The 18,718-nt window shown below is 72.3% G+C and carries 17 protein-coding genes, 1 tRNA gene and 1 pseudogene; 11 read left to right on the top strand and 8 right to left on the bottom strand.

Annotated elements, in window-relative coordinates; all coding sequences use genetic code 11:
- The first annotated feature begins 44 nt into the window (after positions 1-44).
- From ACZ62B_RS01190 to ACZ62B_RS01170, 5 genes are all read left to right on the top strand, one after another.
- Positions 45-797, top strand: a complete 753-nt coding sequence (locus ACZ62B_RS01190; RefSeq protein ID WP_344560020.1) for a PIG-L deacetylase family protein — start codon at positions 45-47, stop codon at positions 795-797.
- Positions 794-1,501 carry a 4-carboxy-4-hydroxy-2-oxoadipate aldolase/oxaloacetate decarboxylase gene (locus ACZ62B_RS01185; protein ID WP_344560019.1) on the top strand — a complete coding sequence of 236 codons (708 nt, stop codon included), beginning with the start codon at positions 794-796 and terminating at the stop codon, positions 1,499-1,501. The genes ACZ62B_RS01190 and ACZ62B_RS01185 overlap by 4 nt, the downstream gene beginning before the upstream one ends.
- A complete protein-coding gene (locus tag ACZ62B_RS01180; RefSeq protein ID WP_344560018.1) occupies positions 1,498-2,613 on the top strand; it encodes a 4-oxalomesaconate tautomerase in 1,116 nt (371 codons plus the stop codon). The genes ACZ62B_RS01185 and ACZ62B_RS01180 overlap by 4 nt, the downstream gene beginning before the upstream one ends.
- Positions 2,594-3,544 (top strand): VOC family protein, encoded by a 951-nt coding sequence (locus ACZ62B_RS01175; protein ID WP_344560017.1) that lies wholly within the window; start codon positions 2,594-2,596, stop codon positions 3,542-3,544. Before ACZ62B_RS01180 ends, ACZ62B_RS01175 begins: the two co-directional genes overlap by 20 nt.
- Before the next feature lie 172 nt (positions 3,545-3,716).
- The gene (locus ACZ62B_RS01170) at positions 3,717-5,042 is read left to right on the top strand and encodes an MFS transporter (RefSeq protein WP_469689082.1); all 1,326 of its coding nucleotides are present in this window, start codon (positions 3,717-3,719) and stop codon (positions 5,040-5,042) included.
- A gap of 204 nt (positions 5,043-5,246) precedes the next feature.
- Here ACZ62B_RS01170 and ACZ62B_RS01165 read toward each other — a convergent pair.
- A pseudogene (locus ACZ62B_RS01165) lies at positions 5,247-5,408 on the bottom strand (transposase); the annotation flags it as partial.
- 270 nt (positions 5,409-5,678) lie between these two features.
- Between ACZ62B_RS01165 and ACZ62B_RS01160 the strand changes: the two are divergent.
- The 3 genes from ACZ62B_RS01160 to ACZ62B_RS01150 all read left to right on the top strand — a co-directional run bounded on the left by ACZ62B_RS01160 (position 5,679) and on the right by ACZ62B_RS01150 (position 8,302).
- Positions 5,679-5,752: transfer RNA gene (locus tag ACZ62B_RS01160), tRNA-Pro, on the top strand.
- A gap of 549 nt (positions 5,753-6,301) precedes the next feature.
- Positions 6,302-7,015, top strand: coding sequence for a helix-turn-helix transcriptional regulator (locus tag ACZ62B_RS01155; RefSeq protein ID WP_469689081.1), 714 nt, complete (start codon positions 6,302-6,304; stop codon positions 7,013-7,015).
- A 12-nt stretch (positions 7,016-7,027) separates the two neighbouring features.
- On the top strand, positions 7,028-8,302 hold the full coding sequence (locus ACZ62B_RS01150; protein WP_344560014.1) for an MFS transporter: 1,275 nt from the start codon (positions 7,028-7,030) through the stop codon (positions 8,300-8,302).
- On the opposite strand, the gene ACZ62B_RS01145 is transcribed toward ACZ62B_RS01150, so the two are convergent.
- The 7 genes from ACZ62B_RS01145 to hppD form a co-directional block, all read right to left on the bottom strand.
- Positions 8,286-9,179, bottom strand: a complete 894-nt coding sequence (locus ACZ62B_RS01145; RefSeq protein WP_469689080.1) for a TIGR01777 family oxidoreductase — start codon at positions 9,177-9,179, stop codon at positions 8,286-8,288. The genes ACZ62B_RS01150 and ACZ62B_RS01145 overlap by 17 nt on opposite strands.
- Before the next feature lie 20 nt (positions 9,180-9,199).
- Entirely contained in the window at positions 9,200-10,459 is a 1,260-nt protein-coding gene (locus tag ACZ62B_RS01140; protein ID WP_344560012.1) for a cysteate synthase, read from the bottom strand.
- An 8-nt stretch (positions 10,460-10,467) separates the two neighbouring features.
- Positions 10,468-11,124, bottom strand: a complete 657-nt coding sequence (locus ACZ62B_RS01135) for a hypothetical protein (RefSeq protein ID WP_469689079.1) — start codon at positions 11,122-11,124, stop codon at positions 10,468-10,470.
- Positions 11,121-11,993: an ATP-binding cassette domain-containing protein gene (locus tag ACZ62B_RS01130; protein ID WP_469689078.1), complete on the bottom strand. Its 873-nt coding sequence runs from the start codon at positions 11,991-11,993 to the stop codon at positions 11,121-11,123. The genes ACZ62B_RS01135 and ACZ62B_RS01130 overlap by 4 nt, the downstream gene beginning before the upstream one ends.
- Before the next feature lie 77 nt (positions 11,994-12,070).
- Positions 12,071-13,393, bottom strand: a complete 1,323-nt coding sequence (locus tag ACZ62B_RS01125) for an aminotransferase-like domain-containing protein (RefSeq protein WP_469689077.1) — start codon at positions 13,391-13,393, stop codon at positions 12,071-12,073.
- Positions 13,393-14,487 carry an alpha-hydroxy acid oxidase gene (locus ACZ62B_RS01120; RefSeq protein ID WP_344560008.1) on the bottom strand — a complete coding sequence of 365 codons (1,095 nt, stop codon included), beginning with the start codon at positions 14,485-14,487 and terminating at the stop codon, positions 13,393-13,395. Before ACZ62B_RS01120 ends, ACZ62B_RS01125 begins: the two co-directional genes overlap by 1 nt.
- A gap of 5 nt (positions 14,488-14,492) precedes the next feature.
- The gene (gene hppD / locus ACZ62B_RS01115; RefSeq protein ID WP_344560007.1) at positions 14,493-15,593 is read right to left on the bottom strand and encodes a 4-hydroxyphenylpyruvate dioxygenase; all 1,101 of its coding nucleotides are present in this window, start codon (positions 15,591-15,593) and stop codon (positions 14,493-14,495) included.
- A 172-nt stretch (positions 15,594-15,765) separates the two neighbouring features.
- Between hppD and panD the strand changes: the two genes are divergently transcribed.
- Genes panD through ACZ62B_RS01100 form a run of 3 tightly spaced genes read left to right on the top strand, consistent with a single transcriptional unit; the run spans position 15,766 to position 18,680 of the window.
- On the top strand, positions 15,766-16,233 hold the full coding sequence (gene panD / locus ACZ62B_RS01110) for an aspartate 1-decarboxylase (protein ID WP_344560006.1): 468 nt from the start codon (positions 15,766-15,768) through the stop codon (positions 16,231-16,233).
- A gap of 51 nt (positions 16,234-16,284) precedes the next feature.
- Positions 16,285-17,514 carry a cytochrome P450 gene (locus tag ACZ62B_RS01105; protein WP_344560005.1) on the top strand — a complete coding sequence of 410 codons (1,230 nt, stop codon included), beginning with the start codon at positions 16,285-16,287 and terminating at the stop codon, positions 17,512-17,514.
- Entirely contained in the window at positions 17,514-18,680 is a 1,167-nt protein-coding gene (locus ACZ62B_RS01100; protein WP_344560004.1) for a nucleotide disphospho-sugar-binding domain-containing protein, read from the top strand. The genes ACZ62B_RS01105 and ACZ62B_RS01100 overlap by 1 nt, the downstream gene beginning before the upstream one ends.
- Positions 18,681-18,718: the final 38 nt, after the last annotated feature.

Genomic DNA, 18,718 nt, shown 5'->3' with positions numbered 1-18,718 from the left:
CGCACCGGGGCGGGCGTCACCTGTCACCAAGGAGATCTTCAGTCATGACGCATGCCAACGCGCCCGCCGCCGCCCCACGTTCGACGCTCGTCGTCACCGCGCACGCGGGGGACTTCGTGTGGCGGGCGGGCGGCGCCATCGCCCTGGCCGCCTCGCGCGGGGAGAAGGTCACCATCGCGTGCCTGACCTTCGGCGAGCGCGGTGAGTCGGCCAAGGCCTGGCGCGAGGGGAAGGAGCTGGAGGAGATCAAGGCGATCCGCCGGGCGGAGGCCGAGAAGGCCGCCGCCGTCCTCGGCGCCGAGGTCCGCTTCTTCGACGCCGGTGACTACCCGCTGACCGCCACCCCCGAACTGACCGACCGGCTCGTCGAGGCCTACCGCGCCACCCAGCCCGACGTGGTGCTGACCCATCCCGTCGAGGACCCGTACAACGGCGACCACCCGGCCGCCAACCGCATGGCACTTCAGGCCCGTGTCCTCGCCCAGGCCATCGGCTACCCGGGCGAGGGCGAGATCATCGGCGCCCCGCCCGTCTTCTACTTCGAGCCGCACCAGCCCGAGATGAGCGGCTTCAGGCCGGAGGTGCTGCTCGACGTCACCGAGGTGTGGGAGACCAAGCGCGAGGCCATGGAGTGCCTCGGCGCCCAGCGGCACCTGTGGGACTACTACACCGACCTGGCCGTCCGCCGCGGCGTCCAGCTCAAGCGCAACGCGGGCCCCAACCTGGGCCTGCCGCACAAGACCATGGCCGAGGCGTTCATGCGCCCGTACCCGCAGATCGCGAAGGAGCTGGCATGAGCGGCGTCGTCGTCACCGACCCCCCGAAGGCCGCCGCCGAGGACGTCGAGGCGCTCGCCGGGTACGGCGTGGCCACGATCAGCGAGGCCATGGGCCGCACCGGGCTGCTCGGACCGGGTATACGGCCGGTCCAGCAGGGCGTTCGGGTCGCGGGCACCGCGGTCACCGTGCTCTCCTGGCCCGGCGACAACCTGATGATCCACGCCGCCGTGGAGCAGTGCGGCGAGGGCGACGTCCTGGTCGTCACCACCACCTCCCCGTCCACCGACGGCATGTTCGGCGAGCTGTTCGCCACCGCGCTGCGACGGCGCGGTGTGCGCGGCCTGGTCATCGACGCGGGCATCCGCGACACGCAGGAACTGCGCGAGATGGGCTTCGCCGCCTGGTCCCGGGCGGTCTCCGCACAGGGCACGGTGAAGGCCACCGGCGGCTCGGTGAACGTACCGGTCGCCGTCGACGGGCAGGTGATCCGTCCCGGTGACGTGATCGTCGCCGACGACGACGGCGTGGTGGTCGTCCCCCGCGAGAAGGCCCGGCGGACGGCCGAGGCGTCCGAGGCGCGGGAGAACAAGGAGGCCGCCTCCCGCGCCGCCTTCGTCGAGGGCCAGCTCGGCCTGGACCGCTACGGGTTGCGCGAGAAGCTGAGGCGACTGGGCGTGGTCTACCAGTCGTACGACGAGTACGCGGCCGGGGATCGGTCGTGACCGGTTCCGACGGGGTGCGCTGCACGCTGATGCGCGGCGGCACCTCCAAGGGCGGTTACTTCCTGGCCGAAGACCTGCCCGCCGACCCCGGCGCCCGCGACGACCTGCTGCTGCGGATCATGGGCAGCCCCGACCCGCGCCAGATCGACGGCCTGGGCGGCGCCCACCCGCTGACCAGCAAGGTCGCCGTGGTCTCCGGCTCGGCCGACCCGGACGCGGACGTCGACTACCTGTTCCTCCAGGTCGCCGTGGACACCCCTGAGGTCACCGACCGGCAGAACTGCGGCAACATCCTCGCCGGGGTGGGCCCGTTCGCCGTCGAGCGCGGGCTGGTGGCCGCCGGGGACGACGAGACGTCGGTGCGCATCCGCATGCTCAACACCGGCGAACGCGCCGTCGCGACCTTCCCGACCCCGGGCGGACGCGTCGACCCCACCGGCACCGCCGGGATATCCGGCGTGCCGGGCACCGCGGCCCCGGTCGTCATCGAGTTCCCGCAGGGCGAGGGCCCGCTGCTGCCCACCGGCAACGTCCGCGACACGATCGCCGGCACCGAGGTGACCTGCGTCGACAACGGCATGCCGGTGGTGCTGATCCCGGCGGCCGCGCTGAAGATCACCGGGTACGAGACGCCCGGGGAACTGGAAGAGGACGTGCGTCTCGCCGGGCGCCTCGAGGAGATCCGGCTGGCGGCCGGGCACCTGATGGGCCTCGGGGACGTCGAGGGCGCCACCGTGCCCAAGCCGACCCTGCTCGCCCCGCCCCGGCACGGCGGCGCGGTCACCACCCGCACCTTCGTCCCGGTGCGCTGCCACACCTCCATCGGCGTCCTGGGCGCCGCGAGCGTGGCGGCCGGACTGCGCGTCCCGGGCGGGGTGGGGGAGGGAATCGCGCAACTCCCCGCCCCCGGCGACCGGGTGCGCGTCGAACACCCCACCGGCTTCCTGGAGGTCGACGTCCACGTCGACCCCGGCTCCACCGTGGTCCGCCGCACCGCCGTCGTACGCACCGCGCGCAAGATCTTCGACGGCACCGTCTTCCCCCGGTCCGCCGAGACGGCACCGATCCCCGCACAACGCCCTGGAGGCACCCATGACTCCGCCGCTCGGTGACATCGCCCATGTCGGCCACGCCCAGCTCTTCACGCCCGACCTGGACGCCAGCGTCGCCTTCTTCACCGACTACCTCGGCCTGACCGTCAACGGCCAGGACGGCGACACCGTCTACCTGCGCACCTACGACGACTACGAACACCACAGCCTGGTCCTCACCGCCCGCGAACGGCCCGGCCTCGGCCGGCTCGCACTGCGCACCTCCGGCGAGGAGGCCCTCCAGCGCCGGGTGGCGGCCCTGGAAGCGGCGGGACGGTCCGGGAAGTGGGTCGAGGACGAGCCCGGCATCGGCAGGCTCTACCTCACCGCCGACCCGGACGGCCACGAACACGCCCTGTACTGGGAGAGCGAGCACTACCGGGCACCCGAGGAGCTGAAGCCGGCGCTGAAGAACCAGCCGCAGGCCAAACCCAACCGGGGCGTGGGCGTCCGCCGCCTGGACCACATCAACTTCCTCGCCGCCGACGTCCTCGCCAACGCCGAGTGGCAGGAACAGCTCCTCGGCGCCCGCCCCACCGAGCAGATCCGGCTGGACTCCGGGAAGGTCGCCGCCCGTTGGCTGACCTTCACCGACAAGTCGTACGACGTCGTCTACACCGAGGACTGGACCGGCTCCTCCGGGCGGCTGCACCACATCGCCTTCGCGGCCGACACCCGTGAGGACATCCTGCGCGCCGCCGACCTCGCCGTCGACACCGGCGTGTTCATCGAGACCGGCCCGCACAAGCACGCCATCCAGCAGACGTTCTTCCTCTACGTCTACGAGCCGGGCGGCAACCGCGTCGAGCTGTGCAACCCGCTCACCCGCCTGGTGCTGGCGCCCGACTGGCCGCTGGTCACCTGGACCGAGGCGGAGCGGGCCAAGGGGCAGGCCTGGGGCCTGAAGACCATCGCGTCGTTCCACACCCACGGGACACCGCCGACCGCCTGACGAGGACCGCACACCGGGGGTGGGTCGCGCACACATGTGCGCGCGACCCACCCCCCAAATTGTCGCTGAGATTGTCAACAAAAGTGTTGACACTAGGTGAGCGGGGTCCTTAGCGTCGCCCCATCACACGTCCCCTCCAGGGAAACTCCTCCTGGACGAGAGGAAAACAACGATGTCCTCCTCCTCCGCGCTGTCCGCCCGCGGCAGCGGACTGGCCCTGCTGGTCGTCGGCCTGTGCTGGCTCGCCGTCCTCTTCGACGGCCTGGACATGTTCATCTACGGCTCGGTGCTGCCCCACATGCTCGAGGAGAAGGCCCTCGGCATCACCTCGGCCCAGGCCGGTGACCTCGGCAGCTACGCCACCTTCGGCATGCTCGTCGGCGCGCTGGCCGCGGGGACGGTCGCCGACCGCGTCGGCCGCAAGAAGCTGATGGTCTCCTGCGTCACGCTCTTCTCGCTGGCCTCCGGCCTCTGCGCGGTCGCGAACGGCGTCGCCGTCTTCGGCCTCGGCCGGACCCTGGCGGGCATCGGCCTCGGCGGCCTGCTGCCGACCGCGATCAGCATGGTCTCCGACTACGCCCCGCGCGGCCGCGCCGCCCTCACCATCGGCCTGCTGATGACCGCCCACCACGCCGGCGGCATCCTCTCCGCCTACGTGGCCCTGTGGATCGTCGAGCCGCTCGGCTGGCGCGCCGCCTTCTGGGTCTGCGTGGTCCCGCTGCTCTTCGTTCCCGTGCTCGCCCGGTTCCTGCCCGAGTCGCTGAGCTTCCTGGTCGCCCGCGGCCGCGCGGAGGAGGCCCGCGCGCTGGCCGGCCGCTACGACGTCGAACTGCCCGCCGCCAAGGACCGGACCGCCGCCGGCGCCCCCTGGGCCAACCTGCTCAACCTGTTCCGCGGCGGCGAGTGGGTCCAGACCCTGCTGTACTGGCTGGCCTCCTTCGGCGGCCTGCTCCTCGTGTACGGCGTCGCCACCTGGCTGCCCACCCTGATGCGCGGCGAGGGCTACGAACTCGGCTCCGCGCTCACCTTCGTCGTGCTGTTCAACCTCGGCGGCATCGTGGGCATGCTGGTCGCCGGCCGGGCCTCCGACCGCTTCGGCGCCCCGCGCATCTCGGCGATCTGGTTCGCGCTGACCGCCGGCGGCGTCTTCCTGCTCAGCGTCCACATGCCGCTGACGCTGACCTTCGCGGTCGTCTTCCTCACCGGCGTGTTCCTCAACAGCGCCCAGACGATGATCTACGCGACCGTGTCCATCGGCTCCGCCCCCGCCAACCGCGCCACGGCGGTCGGCTGGACCTCCGGCATGGGCCGCTTCGGCGCGGTCTTCGGACCGTGGCTGGGCGGTCAGTTGCTCGCCGCGGACAAGGGCGACTGGGGCTTCACGGCCTTCGCCATGGCCGGCACGGCGTCGATGGCCTTCATCGGGATCGCGGCGCTGCGGACCGCGCGGTCGGAGCGGCGGGACGGCGAGCCGCGGCAGATGGTCGCCACCGGCTGATCCCGGCTCCCCGTCGCGCGGTTCCCCGCATCCCCGGGGAACCGCGCGCGGCTGTTTCGGGGCCGCTCGGTCCTCGTCCGATCCGGCCCGCGCATGAGTACGGGTCCGCGGTGTTCGGCTCGGCCCGGGGGCGCCCCGCCGCGGCCTCCGGCGAAGTGGGAGCCGGACCGGAAGCGTCCGCTCCCGCAGACGCCGGCGCACGTGCGCGTCGTACCCCTTGCGCAACAGGCGCGCGAAGACGCCCTTGAGGGAGTCGACCGGCTTGGGGAACTGGGCCTTCGGCGGGTGGTGCGCGAGCAGGTGTACGTGATCGCCCTCGCCGTCGAACCGCTTCGTGATCGACGACCGGGCGCACGTGGCCCGCACTCTGTGGAACTGTTCGCACGCCAGGCGGCAGATGATGCCGAAGGGCAAGGGGAAGGCCGGGCAGACACGCGGCGTCGAGTCCCACGGCCTCGCCCGCGGCCCCCCGGCCGTGCGCCGCCGCTGCTCGACATGGCCACCGCCACCGAGGACGGCACCCCCACCACCGACCCCGCGATGCCGAGGGCTCCGGCGTACGGGGCTGACCACCCCAGCGTCCCGATGAGGTACTGTTGACCTGCGTGATCACGCGGTTCACCGCGCGAAACGCATCGGGACGTGGCGCAGCTTGGTAGCGCACTTGACTGGGGGTCAAGGGGTCGCAGGTTCAAATCCTGTCGTCCCGACTGAGGAAGTCGTAGGTCAGGGCCGGTTTCGGAGAGATCCGAAACCGGCCCTTGACCGTTCCTGGGGACCACTTGGGGACCGGCGTCCTTGACCGAGGCCGGCGGGCCGCGACGATCGCGTCCCGCTAGGACTCCTCCGAATACCGTTTCGGGTACTGACTGCCCACCTGGCACCACTTCCTCTGGAGCCTCATGTCCCAGTCTCCGGGTGTCCAGTCGTGAGGGGAAGCTTCACGACTTATGAAGACGCAGTTCAGGGCCGGTTTCGCGGATGGGTGAAACCGGCCCTGAGTGTTGCCCGGGACCGGGTGGGGGTCGACGTCGAGCGCCCGGGAAGGTAAAAAATAAAGCGCGCTTGTTCTATTCATACGAAGTTTCTTACGTATTTCGGGGATGCTGCTGTCGTAGAACGACAGTAGGCGGGGGCCAATGAACGGTGTACACGTTGTAGGTGAAGCCGGCGGGAACGGGTACGCCGCGACCGGCTGCTTATCCGACAGGGGCGAGGCGGGGCCGGGCCACGACAGGCCGGCGCCCCGTGCGATAGCGGTGGTCGAGCCGAACGAGGTGGTCCGTTTCGGACTGCTGGCGATGCTCTGGGCGATGGAGTCCGTCTCGCAGGTCATCACCGTGACGCAGGCGGGCGACCCCTGTGACACCCTGGCGGCCGGCCATGCCGACATCGTGCTGGTCTCCAGCGACCTGCCGGAGGACGACCTGGAGCGGATCCAGGCGTGGGCGGCCGGCGCGGGGAGCACGGTGCTCCTCCTGCTGCGCGACACCCTCGATCCGCGGCTGGCCCGGCTCGTCCAGCGTTTTCCCGAGGGCATCGTGCCGCTGCAGGGGCTGACGTCCGAACGGCTCGGCAGCGTCCTGCGCCTCCACCGGAGGGCCGAGGCAGCGACTCCTCCGTCCGCGGGGGCAGCGACTGCTCCGCCCGCGGGGGCAGCGACTCCTCCACCCGCGGGGACAGCGGCCCCCGCGTCCAGACGTCTCGCCCGGCGCGCGCACCGCTCCGCCGAGGGGCGCCTGTCCTCCCTGTGGCACCGCAACCCGCTGACCCAGCGGGAGATCGACGTCCTGGGGCTGCTGTCGCAGGGGCTGAGCAACAAGCAGATAGCACCGCGGATCGGCATCTCCGAACACGGGGTGAAGCGCCACATCAGCAACATCCTCGCGAAGCTGAACTGCTCGAACCGGACCGAGGCCGTGTCGTACGCGCTTCAGCAGAACTTCCTCGGCGCGAGCCGGGTCATGGACTGAGCGGGGACTGCGATGCCGGGACGGACGGACCTGACCGCCGAGGGCGTCGGGGACGCCGAGGGGCAGCGAACGGGGCGGCGGGACTTCCGGTGGTACTGGGCCGGCCAGAGCGTGAGCGTCGTCGGCGACCAGGTCGCCGCCTTCGTTCTGCCCACCATCGCGATCACCGCGTTCGGCGCCTCGTCGCTCGAGGTCGGTGTCCTCAACATGCTCAACACCGGCGCCTACAGCCTGCTCGGGCTGTTCGTCGGGGTGCTCATGGACCGCAGGCGCAGGCGGCCCGTGATGGTCGCCTCCGACGTGGTGCGCGGGCTCGCGTTCGGTGCCGTGCCCCTGCTCACCCTCAGCGGGGACAGCCACCTGGGCATGCTCTACGCGGTCGCCGTGGTCGCCGGGGTCTGTGCCGTCTTCTTCAACGTGGCGAGCCAGTCGCACCTGCCGACGCTCGTGGGACCGGACTTCCTCGGCACCGCCAACGCGCGCATGGAGATCTCCAACACCCTGGCCCTGGTACTCGGGCCCGCCCTCGGAGGCTGGCTGGTGCAGTGGTGGGGCGGCCCGACCGCGCTGGCCGTGAACGCGCTGTCCTTCTGCTTCTCGGTGGCCGGGATCCTCGTGATCAGGACACCGGAGCCGCCGCCGGACGCCAAGAGCCGGAACTCGCTCTGGCAGGACCTGCGAGAGGGCGTGCGGGTGCTGTGGCACCACGAGGTGCTCCGCCGCACGACCCTGGCGTCGGCGGCGCGGAACTTCGGCAACACGGCCGTCAACACCGTCCTGCTGCTCTTCGCCTACCGGGCCCTGGGACTGTCCGCGGGCGTCGCCGGGATCCTGTTCGCGTCCGGCACCGTGGCGGCGGTGCTCGGGGCGTGGCTGACGGTGCCGATGCGGCGGCGGGCCGGAACCGGGCGGGCACTGCTGGGGGCCAACGCGGCTGCCGCGGTCTGGGTGTTCGCCCCGCTGGCACTGGTGCTGCCCCCGCTGCCGACACTGCTCGTGCTGCGGGTCGTGTCGTCGTTCTCGCTCCCGCTGTGGAACTCGACCGTCGTGACCCTCCGTCAGGAGGCGGTCCCGGCGGGGCTGCTCGGACGGGTGAGCGCGACAGCGGGAACGCTCAACTTCTCGGCCATCCCGTTCGGCGCGCTGCTCGGCGGTCTGGCCGCCCAGGGCCTGTCGGCCGCGCTCGGTACCAGGGACGGGCTCGCGCTCACGCTCGCGGTGTCCGGGCTGGCAGCCGGCAGCGGCACCCTGGCCCTGCTGCGCCGGACCGTCAGGTCCCTGCCCTGAACAGCGCCGCGATCGCGCCGTCGAGGTCCGGGTGGCGGAAGCCGAACCCCGCGGCGGTGAGGACCGACGGAACCGCGCGCCGGCCGGTGAAGAAGCCGTCCGCGTACTCGCCGAGCGCGGCCCTCAGCACCGGGCGCGGCAGGCTCCAGGGCACCGGGCGGCGGAGGGCCCGGCCCAGCGCGGCGGCGAACTCGCGCTGAACGGCGGCCCCGGGCGCCGTGACGTTGACCGGCCCGGCGACCGACTCGTTCTCCAGGACGAACCGCACCGCGGCGACCGCGTCGTCCTCGGCCACCCACGACAGGCAGTGGTCGCCCCGCCCGAAGCGGAAGCCCAGGAACGCCCGGAACGCCGGTGTCATGACCTTGATGATGCCGCTGTCCGCCGCGAGCACCGTCCCCAGACGCAGCAGCACGACGCGGGTGCCGGAGCCCTCGGCCTCTCTCGCGGCGGCCTCCCAGTCGCGGCACAGCTCCGCGTGGAAACCGGTTCCGCTCCCGGCGCTCTCGTCGACGTCGACGGTTCCGGTGTCCCCGTAGTAGGCGGTCTCCGATCCGCTCAGGAACACCGGCACACCCGATTCGGCGACGGCCGAGGCCAGGGTGCGAGCGGCCACCACACGACTGTCGTGGATCTTCCGCTTCCGCGCCGCGTTCCAGCGCTTGCCGGCCAGCCCGGTGCTGTAGAGATTCACGACCGCGTCGAAGCCGTCGAGGGTCCCGGGGGCGATGCGGCCGTAGGAAGGGTCCCAGCCCATCTCGTCCGCGGCGTCGGCCTGGCCCCGTACCAGCCGGGACACGTCGTGACCGGCCGTCCTCAGGTCCCCGACGACGGCTGAACCGAGCGCGCCGGCGGCTCCGGCGACAGCGATCTTCACAGTTCCTCCAGAGGGTCGCGTCACGCCAGGAACGCGTCGGCGACGCTCTTCGCGGCGATCTCGAGCAGGGCGGGGTCGCGGGTCTCGACGACGTCGACCGAGAGGTCCGGCCGCACCGGCACGGTCCCGGACCCGGCGCACAGGCGGCGCCGGCCGCCACCGGTGATGTTGAGCAGCACCATGTCGTCCGTGCCGATGCGCCCGGCGCGGACGGCCTTGGCCAGACCCGCCAGCGCCACCCCGGCCGCGGGCTCGATGTCGACGCCCTCGGCCCGTTCGAACAGGGCCATGGCGTGCCGGGCCTCGTCGCCCCCCGCGACGACCACCGTTCCGCCGCTCTCGACCAGCGCCTCCCGTACACCGCCGCGCACGGCGAAAGGAGGCCGGCCGTTCGTCAGCTCCGGGGCGACGACGGGGCCGGCGGGCGCCGGGGTCCGCCGGCCGTGCCAGGCGTCGTGCAGTGGTGCGTAAGGGGCGTTCTGGCACAGGAGGAGCCGGGGCAGCGGGTCGGGGCAGCCGTGCTCCCGCAGGCGTCCGGCCGCCTCGTGCGCGGCCACCGCTCCCGCGCCGCTGCCCACCGCCTGGACGTAGTGGCGGGGCAGCCGTCCCGACGCCTCGAAGACCGACAACAGGCAGGTCGCCAGGCCGTCACGCCGCCCGACGTTGCGTATCCCGCCCTCCGGCCGGAAACCGTCCAGGGCACCCACCGCCTCGGCCAGGGCGATCGCGTCGTCGTACGTCCCGCCCTCGACCACGACCAGCCCCACGCCGTCGGCCCGTCCGGCCGCGGCGGACACCGCCCCCACGGCGTACGAGGGAACGACGATCAGGCACCTCGCCCCCTCCCGGACACACGCGGCGGCGAAGGCGGCGGCGGTGTTGCCCGCGGAGGCGAGCACCAGCACCGGCGGATCGTCCGGGAGGCGGCCCAGGACCACGCCGGCCTCCAGGTCCTTGAACGTGCCGGTCGGCAGCAGCGCGCCGCGCTCGGGCCAGTGGCCGCTGAAGGAGATCCACAGGTCCGACAGCCCGAGGGCACGGCCGAGTTCCTCGGCCCGGCAGGCGACCGGCCCCGGCGAGCCGGGTATCGCGCGGACCACCGGCAGCCAGGCGAAGCGGAAGACGCTGCCGGCCGGAGCCGGATCCTTCGCGTGCAGACCCGACGCCTGGTACACGGTGCGCAGCAGCGAGGGCTCATGGGGCGTATCGCACGCGAGCCTCAGCCCGTCGTCGTCGTACTCGGTGCCGCACGCGCAACACACCAGGCGATACGCCCTCATGTTTCCCCTCAGTCCCCTCGGGTGGCGATGTACTGCGTCACTGCCGTGGCCGCGGCCAGTACGGCAAGGCCGGCCACGCCGTAGCCGGCGAACGGCAGCACCAGGTCGGCCGGCCTGCGGTCGCCGGCCATGGAGTGCAGCATCGGATAGACCGGCGGTACCGGCTTGGCGAGGATCACCGCGAGCACCAGCGCGAGCCCGGCCGCCACCGAGAAGCCCGGCCGGCCGATCACCAGCCGTGAGCACAGCAGCCCCAGCCCGATACCGACGCAGGCGCAGATCAGCTGTGCGGCGGCGCCGAGCGCCACCGCCTGCCAGGTGACGGTGTGCGAGCCGGAGACGACCGGATAGACCAGGCCGATCAGAATCATGCCGACGCAGAACGTGGCCGAGGTGGCGACGGCGGCGACGAGCACGTCGCGCGAACGGCGCGCGTTCACCACGACCATGGCCCGTCCGACGGGCTCCTCCACGTTGACCACCGCGGCGGCGATCCAGGTCGCGCAGGCCAGCACGGACCCGGCGGCGGCCTGGTACGCCCCCAGCAGCGGGCCGCTGCCGCTGCTGGTGAGAATGGCGAGCAGGCCGAGGAAGAACACCATGGGCGGCACATAACGCTGGGAGTGCAGCACGGTGGCCATGTTGTAGCGGTACAGGGCGGTCATCGGGTCACCCACCCGTCCGCCGGGGCGGGGACGACGGCGTCGTGCCGGAGCGCGTCGACGGACCAGCCGGCGTGGAGCGCCGTAAGCAGCAGCGTGTCGCAGTGGCCGCGCAGCACCCGGACCCGGACACCGCGCTCCCCTTCGGGGGTCACCGACCGCACGCCCTCCACCCCCGTCAGGGCGTCGACGAGCGCGGCGGCGGGGGAGGAGCCCGGCGCGCGCAGCACGACCTCCGACATCGGGGTCCGAGGATCCGCCGTGCCCGGCGTCACGGCCGACGCCTCGCCGAGCCGTCCCGCCTCGATGCGGTAGACCTCGGTCGCCACGGACCGGGTCACGGCCTCCCGGTGGTCGGTGAAGACCACGGTCCCGCCGCCGGAGGCGACCTCCGTGATGACCGACGCCAGCACCCCGTGCGCCGAGGCGTCCAGGCCCGACCACGGCTCGTCGAGGATCAGCAGCCGCGGTGGCACCAGCAGGGCCTGCGCCACGGCGACCTTCTGCGCGTTGCCCTTGGACAGGTCACGGATCGGCGTCTCGAATCCGCCCACCAGATCCAGGCGGGAGAGAAGTTCGGTGCCCCGGGACACGGAACGCCTGCTCGGCAGCCCCTTGATGCGTCCCATGTGCGCGAGGTAGGAACGGGCCGACAGCCGGGTGCCCGCCGGAAAGCGGTCCGGTACGTAGCCGATGACCCCCGGATCACCGGAGCGGGTGCCGGAGGTCGGCCGTGAGACGCCGGCCAGGATCCGCAGCAGCGTCGACTTGCCCGAGCCGTTGCCCCCGGTGACGGCCTGGACGGCACCCGGCGACGTCCGGAAGTCGACGTCGACGAGCACCGGGCGGCCGCGCCGGTAGCGTTTGCTCACTGCCCTCAAAGTCAGCACCTGCTCGATTCCTCCCTCTTCGCCTGCGACACGCGTCGCGTGTCGAGCCATTGTCCGGCTCACCGAAGGGGAGTGTCCGTGTCGCGAGGTCGCACGTCACCTCTTCGGGCGATCGAGGCCGCCAGGGCAGCGAAGCGGTCCAGTCCCTCGTCGATCTGTTCGGGGGTGAGGACGCTGAAGGACAGGCGGATCGCGCACCGGGCGGCCGCACCCGTGGTGAAGTGCCGCATGGGCGTCCACAGGACGCCGAACTCGCGGGCGGACCGCTCCAGCAGGGAGTCGTCCGCCTCGAACGGCACCGACAGCACGAGGAAGAAACCGCCGCGCGGGCGGTTCCAGCCGATGCCCGAGGGGCCGTCGGCCGGGAAGCGGCGGGCCAGGCCTTCCAGAAGACGCGTCAGGTTGCGCCGGTAGACGGCGATCTCGGGCTGGTTGGCCTTCACCAGACTGCAGCCGTGGGCCAGGAGCTTGCCCGCGATCACCGCCTGGGCGATCGGAGAGGTGTTGACGGTCAGCATGCTCTTGATCTTGGCGAGCTGGTCGGCGAGCAGGCCGCCACCGGCCACCGGCTGATCGGCGACCACGTAGCCCACGCGGGCCCCGGGCATGCCGGTCTTGGCGAAGGAACCGAGGTAGACGACGCGCCGCCCCGAGTCGATCGCCTTGAGCGTAGGCGGCCGCTCGTCGTCGGCCGAGAAGAGCCCGTACGGATTGTCCTCCAGGATCAGGAAGTCCTCGGCGGCGGCCAGGTCGAGCAGCGCCCGGCGGTCGGCGGGGGAGAGGCTGACACCGGAGGGGTTGGAGTGGTCGGCCACGACGTAGCAGGCGCGCGGACGGAGGCCCTCGGCCCTCAGCCGCCGTACCGTCCCGGCCAGCGCGGGCAGGTCGATCCCGGCCGGCCCGCCGTCCACGCCGACCACCGGCATGTCGGCCAGTCGCGCGGCGCCGACGATGCCCACGTAGGCCGGGGTCACCGTGAGCAGGACGTCCCGGTCGTCGGCCCGCAGCGCCCGAAGGACGAGGAACATCGCCTCCTGGCACCCCACGGTGACGACGACGGACTCCGGCTCGGCGTGGATCCCCTCGTCGATCTCCAGATGCCTGGTGACCAGGTCGTCGATGACACCCTTGGTGCGCCCGTACTGGAACAGGACCCGGCACACCTGCTCGGGGGTGAACCCCCGCTCCACGAGCAGGTGCTGCTCGAAACGGTGCAGGTAGTCGTGGATGAGCGCGGTGTCGAAGAACCCCTCGTAGGGCCGTCCCGGGGCGAACGAGACGGCGTCGGGGTAGTCGTTCGCGATCTCGTTCAGGAAGTTCATCGAGTCCAGGGCCGGGTCGGCCAAGGACGCGTGCAGATCCGCCACGGCGGCTGTCGCCATCACGCCGGTCGCCTCCATATCGCCAGTTCCCGGGCCGCGGCCGGGTCGGGACATCCCGCGAGGCCCAGGGCGTCGGTGAACTCCCGCCGCAGCAACGTCAGTACGCGGTGCACGCCGGCCTCGCCCTCGACGGCCAGGCCCCACAGCACCGGGCGGCCGACCAGTACGGCGTCGGCGCCGCAGGCCAGGGCCCGCAGGACGTCGGTCCCGGAACGCACTCCGCTGTCGAACAGGACCGTCCCGCGCCCGCCGACGGCCTCGCACACCGCGCCCAGCGCGTCGGCGGTGGGGATCGCGCCGTCGAGCTGGCGGCCACCGTGGTTGGAGACGACGACGCCGTCCGCGCCGGCCTCGACGGCCCGTACGGCGTCGTCGGGCGCGAGAACACCCTTCACGATCAACGGAAGCGACGTCGCACGGCGCAGCTCGGCCAGGTCGGCCCAGGTGAACGGGGCGAAGGCGGCCCGGGTGTGCTCGGCCACCGCCGAGGCGTGCGGAACCCTGCTGCGGGCGTCCGGCGCCCCGTCCTCGTCCCCCAGCAGCGGGGCCCTGACATGGGGCGGGAGGCTGAAGCTGTTGCGGATGTCCCGGGGCCGCCGCGCCATCCACGGCACGTCGACCGTGACCATCAGCGCCGCGCAGCCGGCGTCCTCCGCCCGGCGGACGAGCGCGCGGGTCCGCTGCCGGTCCCGCAGCGGGTAGAGCTGGAACCAGACCGTCCCCCCGGCCTCGGTGACCTGCTCCAGCGACGTGCTGCTCATGGTGGACACGGTCAGGGGGACACCGGCGCGCCTGGCGGCACGGGCGGTGGCCATCTCACCGTCCGGGTGGACGAGCCGGTGGTAGGCGATGGGTGCGACGGCGACCGGCACCGACGCGCGGAACCCGAAGAGCTCGCACTGCGTATGACGCTCCGACAGGTCGCGCAGCACGTGCGGGACGAGTGTGATGCGGTCCAGCGCGGCGCGGTTCGCGGCCAGGGTGGTCTCGTCGCCGCTGCCGCCGGCGATGAAGTCCCAGATGTCCCCGGCCAGCCGTTCCCGGGCCGCGGGTTCGAGATCCGCGACGCTGCCCGCGTCCGTTGTCGGTGCCATCGGCGCTAGTTCCCCGAGCGCCCGAGTTCGACCGCCTCGTACAGGGCCTTGATGTTGTTGGAACCGAAGAGCCGGGCGCCGGCCCGCTCGATCACCTCGTAGAACAGGGTGCGGCGGGGATGGCTCGAGCGGGTGAAGATCTGGAACAGTTCCCCGCCCTGGTCCTCGTCGACCAGGATGTTCAGCTCCCGCAGCTCATCGACGCCGTGGGTCCCGGGCAGGATCCGGTCCGGCAGCAGGTCGTAGTACGCGCCCGGGGTCGAGAGGAACTCAACGCCGCGGCGCTGCATCGAAGCGACGGTCCGGGCTATGTCGTCGGTGGCGAAGGCCACGTGCTGGATGCCCGCGCCGCCGTGGTTCTTCAGGAACTCGTCGATCTGCCCGGCCTCGAGCTCCGGGTCCGGCTCGATGATCGTGAAGGTCACGGTGCCCGAGACGCTCTGCACCACCTTGGACTCCATCGCCTGGGCGCCGACGGTGATCCGCTCCTCGAAGGTCTGCCGGAAGCCGAGGGCGGACTCGTACAGGGAGATCGTCCGGTCGAGGGTCCCGGCCGGCACGCAGACCGCGAAGTGGTCCACCACGTCGAGGTGCAGAGCGTCCCCGGGGCGCCGAGGCGTCCTCGTCCGTGTCTGTGCCGCGGGCGCCGGCGCGGGGGTGAACCCCGGCGGCGGACCGCCCTGCCCGGTGGGGGACGTCTGCACCAGGGTGTGGGTGACATCGCCGAGCATCCGGATCGTCGCGGTGAACAGGCCGTCCGCGCCGGCGCGCGGCTCCGCCACCGGCGTCGCGCCCGCCGCCACCGCGGCCGCGAAGACGCCGGGTACGTCGGCGGTGCGCATCGCGATGTCGGCCACGCCGTCACCGTGGGAGAGGACGTACAAGGAGGCGGGGTGCTCGTCGGCCAGGCCCTGGGTGAGCACGAGCGTGGAGCCGCCCTGCGTCAGTGCCACGCTCCGAAAGCCCTGCGCGGCCGAGCCGGCCGTGCCGACGACCTCGAAGTCGTACAGCTCCACGAAGGCGTCGCGCTCGGCTTCCAGGTCGTCCACGTACAACTCGACATACGCGAGATCCAGGTCCTCGCCCGCGGTCACGTGAGTGCTCATTGCTCTCCGTCTCTACGCCAGAACGATCACTCGACTATCCCAAGCGGGGACGGCCGGGCACTGCGCCGGCCGGGGTGCCCGATCGGTGTACCCGATCGGTGCTGCCTGCATTGATCCACCGCCCGTAGCGTGCCCAGGCGATCGAGACCAACTCACGGGGGAGGCCGTCCTGATGGCTGCGACGCCAGTCACCTTCAGGGACATGCTGAAGTCCAAGATCCACCGAGCCACGGTCACTCAGTCCGACCTGCACTACGTCGGCTCGATCACCATCGACGCCGCGCTGATGGAGGCGGCGGACCTGCTGCCCGGGGAGAAGGTCGACGTCGTCGACATCGACAACGGCAACCGGTTCTCCACCTACGTCATCACCGGGGAACGGGACAGCGGCGTGATCGGGGTCAACGGAGCGGCGGCCCGCCTCGTGGCCCCCGGGGACCTCGTGATCGTCATCTCCTACTCGGCCGTGGCCGAGGAGATGGCGCGCTCGTTCCAGCCGCGCATCGTCTTCGTCGACGCCGGCAACCGGATCGACGCCGTGGGCGCCGATCCGGCCGGGGCCCCGGACGGATCGGGCCTGGTACGCGGCGACACGGTCGTCGCCCGATCCGCGGAGAGCGGTCCCGCCACGCGCACCTGAACGTCATTCATCGACCGGACGCGTCCTCGCGTCGCCGTGGAGGAACCCGCCATGGACTTCGAAGCCCTGACCAAGCTGCCCGCCGACGCACGGATCAAGGAGTTGTTCGCCTACTTCGAGGACCGCCGTGCCCACGAGGCGGCCGGAGCGAGCAGCCAGCCCAACGTCTGGGAGGTTTTCCGCTACGACGAGGCGATGGCGGTCCTCTCGGACCACGAGACCTTCAGCAGCGACAAGACGGCGCTGATCCCGGAGGACCAGAAGAGGCTGGCACAGGCCGCCCGCGGCAACTTCATCGGGGTCGACCCGCCGTTGCACACGAAGATGCGGAGCCTGGTCAACAAGGCCTTCACCCCGGGCGTCATCACCCGCCTCGAACCACGCATCCGCGTACTCTCCGACAACCTGCTGGACACGGTCTTCGGCGAGGCCGGACCCGGTGACGAGGTCCGGTTCGACCTCGCCCAGGACTTCGCCAGCCAGCTGAGCGCCGCGGTGATCGCCGAGCTGTTCGGCATCCCCGAGGCCGACCACAAGGTGTTCTGGACCTGGTCCGACGGCCTGATCGGCTCACGGCCGTTCGGTGAGCTGGGCACGGTCGACGAGGCCGCGATGCGCAGGATCGGCGAGCTGCTCACCGAGGCCAGCAACTACCTGATGGCACACATCGCCGACCGGCGCACCACCCCCCGCGACGACCTGACCTCGACGCTGGCCCGTGTCGAGGTCGAGGGCAGGCGACTGGCCGACGACGAGATCTTCGGGGTCATCGCCATGTTCCTGATCGCGGGTCACATGTCGACCTCCCTGATGGTCGGCAACACCGTGACGTGCCTGCTGGAACACCCCGAGGCGATGGCGGAGGTGCGCGCGGACCCCGGTCTGCTGCAGCCGGCCATCGAGGAGGTGCTGCGCTGGCGTCCGGCGCTGGTCCGCGACCAGCGGGTGGCCACCGTGGACACCGTGCTGGGCGGTACGAAGATCCCGGCCGGCGGGAACGTCTGCGTCTGGCTGGCCTCCGCCAACCGTGACGAGCGGGTCTTCACCGACGGGGCGCGGTTCGACATCCACCGCGACCCCAATCCGCACCGCGCGTTCGGCAAGGGCATCCACTTCTGCCTCGGCGCGCCGCTGGCCCGGCTGGAGAGCCGGATCGCGGTCGAGGGCGTCCTCGGCCGCACCCGGGACATCAGGGTTCTCGACGGCACCGTCCTGCACCCCGCGGTCGGCCTCATCGGTCCGGTCCAGCTCCCCGTCGCCTGCCGCGTGGCGGACCGCTGATGCGCGTCCTGTCGACGGCCGCGCCCGGAGCCGGGCTGTTCCTGCCCACCGTGCCCCTGGCCTGGGCCCTGCGGGCCGCGGGACACGAGGTCCTCGTGATGAACACCGGCGGCACGTCACGGTCGGTGGCCGCCGGCGGTTTCTGGACCGTGGACGCGGCCCCGGACACCGACGTGCACGCCGACTTCCTGGCGGCGAGTCAGGCCGTCCTGGCCGCCCCCGACGGGCAGCGGCCCCGGCGCAGCGGCATGGGCATGTTCGGCGAGGCGATGGCCGACGGCCTGCTGCGGGCCGCCGAGGCCTTCCGGCCGGACCTGGTGGTGTCCACCCTCGAACAGGGAGCCGGCGAACTGGTCGCGACCCGGCTGGGCATCCCGTACGTCGAGCAGAGCGTCCGGCTCGCCTGGGCCGGCCCCGACGAGCAGGCGGTGACGTACCGGAGGGCCGTCGCGGAGTACCTGCTGCCCACCCGTGAACGCCTGGGCATCGGCGAGCCATGGAGGGAACCGGCCGCCGTGCTGGACATCAGGCCCGCCGGCCTGGGCGGACGGGACACCGGTACCGAGTGGCCGCTGCGCTACGTGCCCTACAACGAGGGCCGTGTCCTCCCGGACTGGGTGCTGGCCGCCCCCGGCAGACCGCGGGTCTGCGTCACGATGGGCAGCGTTCTCGGCAACCTCCCGGCCGGTTCGGAGCTCAAGCAGCTCTATGTCGCGGTGGTCCGGGAGATCCTCGTCGAACTCGCCGGTCTGGGCGTCGAGGTCGTCGTGGCGATGGGGGAGAGCGACCTGGAGGGGATCGGCGAGCTGCCGGAGGCCGTGCGCGTCGTCGGCTGGATGCCGCTCGGCGCGCTGCTGCCGACCTGCTCGGCCGTCGTCCACCACGCCGGGGCCGGCACCTCCATGACGAGCCTCGCCCTCGGCGTGCCGCAGGTCGTCCTGCCGCAGACCGCCGACCAGCCCGCCAACGCCCGGGTGCTGGCCGCCCGTGGGGTCGCGGCCCTGGTGCCCCCGGACCGGATCAGCGCGGCCGAGGTGCGGGAGAACCTGGCCCGGGTGCTCGACGAGCCGGCCTTCCGGACCGCGGCCCACGAGGTCCGGGAAGAGATACGGGCCATGCCCAGCCCCGCCGAGGTCGTCGACCGCCTGGCCTCCCTCGTCGCCTGATCACCGGCCGTTTCCGTCGTACCTGATCCGCTCAGCGT

The organism is Streptomyces sp. NPDC053426 (genome assembly GCF_055585405.1).
Note: the sequence above shows the minus strand (reverse complement) of the source record. Positions and strands in the feature narration are given on the sequence as shown.